Origin of the sequence: Mesorhizobium sp. M4A.F.Ca.ET.022.05.2.1, assembly GCF_003998845.1 — a bacterium.
GTDB lineage: Bacteria > Pseudomonadota > Alphaproteobacteria > Rhizobiales > Rhizobiaceae > Mesorhizobium.
The window spans coordinates 1-2,277 of the sequence record NZ_RZOJ01000627.1 but is presented as its reverse complement, the minus strand read 5'-3'; the positions used below and the strand labels follow the sequence as shown (position 1 = coordinate 2,277).

Sequence of the window (2,277 nt, the reverse complement as noted above, 5' to 3'; positions counted from 1 at the left end):
GTGCTGCTGATAGTGATGAATATTGGCGGCATGATCTCGATGACGCAGATGGCGAATCTCGCCAACACGCCGCTCTACCTCGCCGTCTCGATGTTCCTCGCCTTCACCGCGATCTTCTTTGCCGCGGTCGCGTCGGTGCAGCCCAGCCTCTACCGGCTGATCTTCATCGCCTATGTGGTATCGGCGGTGCTGACCGCGCTGCTCGGCATCGCCGGCTATTTCCACGCCTTCCCGGGAGCGGAGGTGTTCACCAAATACGACCGCGCCGCCGGCGCCTTCCAGGATCCGAACGTGTTCGGACCGTTCCTGGTGCTGCCCGGCGTCTACCTGCTCTATCTGCTCCTGACCGGTCCCGTCGCGCGTATGCCGCTGGTCGCGGCGCCGCTCCTGATCATCACCGCCGGCATCTTCTTTTCCTTCTCGCGCGGCGCCTGGGGCATGTTCGCGGTTTCGGCGGTGTTGCTGACCGGCGCACTCTTCCTGCAGAGCAACAGCGGCAAGTTCCGGCTGCGCGTGGTGATCATGACGATCGCCGCCATCGCGCTGCTTGTCATCGCCATGGTCGTGATCCTGCAACTGCCGGGCGTGGGCGAGATGTTCTCCAGCCGCGCCCATCTCGAGCAGAGCTACGACACCGCGCGCCTTGGCCGGTTCGCCCGCTACACGATCGGCTTCCAGATGGCGCTGGAGCATCCGTTCGGCATCGGCCCGCTGGTGTTCGGCACCATCTTTGGCGAGGACACGCACGACATCTGGCTGAAGATGCTGATGGACTACGGCTGGCTTGGCTTCATCTGTTTCCTGACGCTGACAGTGTGGACGATCGTGGCCGGCTTCCGCATCCTTCTGCGCGACCGGCCCTGGCAGCCCTATCTCTTGTGCGCCTATGTCGCCTTCGTCGGTAATATCGGCCTCGGCACCTTCATCGACATCGACCACTGGCGCCATGTCTACCTGCTGCTCGGCCTGATCTGGGGCGCGATCGCGCTCGAATACCGGCATCAGAAGGAATTGCGGCTGGCGCCCGCATGACGATCCGCTTGTTGCCCGACCGAGGCGGCTACAGAAATCGCTGATTTCAGGAGAAGAGACTTTTGGGGGCAAGTCTCTGGTTTGAATGGTCGGAGTGGCCGGATTCGAACCGACGACCCCTTGACCCCCAGTCAAGTGCGCTACCGGGCTGCGCTACACTCCGGACCGGCCGCGATCTATCGTGATAACCCCGTGCGGGTCAACCGAATTCCACCACAGGACCCCAATCCTGAAAGCGGAATCCGGTTTTTCGGAAACATTGCCGCGGCCGGCTTATCGAACAGCTCTCAGGCGATCCGGCTTTCCGGTGGCGCCATCGCCGCCGCGCCAATGACGGCATCTTCGGGGAGCTGGAGCGCCACAGCGATTCGTCGCAGCTTCGAAGAATCAGTATCCCTGCCACTTTCGATTTCGGCGATCTCTTGAATGGACAGGCCGCAGGTCAGGGACAGCTCTTCGAGGCTGTATCCCCTGGTTTCGCGGGCGGTTTTGAGGGCGCTATGGCCGGGCGTTGCAATCAAATCAGTCAGAACTTCTCGTCTTGCAGTGGCAGGCATTGGCAACTCCTTGGGTTTGAAACACACTGATCAAATCATGGGTTGCCTGAGACGAGCGAGACAATGACCGCTCGGCGGCGATTTGCCAAGCGCCAAAGCGGGCGTCACACCATCGTGAAGCGACGCCGGAACGACTTAACGAAGCGGAAACCGGCCAAATGCGCGGTCCCGTCTTTCGCGAGGTCCAATCAAGTTCTTTTGAAGAACCGAACATCGAGTTGAGCCTCCGTTCGTTCCGCGGATGTCGCTGGCAAGCCAGACAGGTGCGCCAGCCATTTCAGGAAGGATCGGGCCAGCCTGTCGTGGCATTCGCGCCGGCAACGCCGGACGACCTCAGGCCCGGCGCTGTCGTCTTCGCCACTGCGCAGCGCGCCGGCGACGGCATGCTGACATCCGGCCGCGTCGTGGTTGGCAACAACGGCGTTGTGCCGCCGATGTGGGCGATCATCTCTGCAACCGGGGCAAACGCCCAGCCGAAACGGCGCGGATGTCACTCAGACACAATCCAGAAACAAAATTCTACAGTCGGGAAAAATTGCCGAAAGAATCCAGGAGGATAGTCCCGATCGCGGCGCTCGAGCCACCGATTTGGTCCGGTGCCCTCGGAATGCGGCCCGCGCAAAAGGAAACGATATCATGAAGAAGTCCCTTCTCTCCGCTCTCGGGCTGGCGGTGGCCCTCGCTGTCT

2 protein-coding genes and 1 tRNA gene are annotated in these 2,277 nt (G+C 61.7%); 1 reads left to right on the top strand and 2 read right to left on the bottom strand.

Translation table 11 applies throughout. The features are described from left to right. Positions 1–1,032 (top strand): O-antigen ligase family protein (locus tag EN745_RS33795; protein WP_145992301.1); only part of this gene is annotated, 1,032 nt, incomplete at its 5' end. 86 nt (positions 1,033–1,118) lie between these two features. Here the strand turns inward: EN745_RS33795 and EN745_RS33790 are convergent. Together EN745_RS33790 and EN745_RS33785 are read right to left on the bottom strand one after the other, a co-directional pair. Then, a tRNA-Pro gene (locus tag EN745_RS33790) sits at positions 1,119–1,195 on the bottom strand. 124 nt (positions 1,196–1,319) lie between these two features. After that, positions 1,320–1,589 carry a helix-turn-helix transcriptional regulator gene (locus EN745_RS33785; RefSeq protein ID WP_126054928.1) on the bottom strand — a complete coding sequence of 90 codons (270 nt, stop codon included), beginning with the start codon at positions 1,587–1,589 and terminating at the stop codon, positions 1,320–1,322. Between the last annotated feature and the right edge of the window lie 688 nt (positions 1,590–2,277).

Bases quoted from the DNA above. Each gene is read 5' to 3' on its own strand.
- EN745_RS33785 (WP_126054928.1), bottom strand. From the start codon at position 1,589: ATGCCTGCCACTGCAAGACGAGAAGTTCTGACTGATTTGATTGCAACG.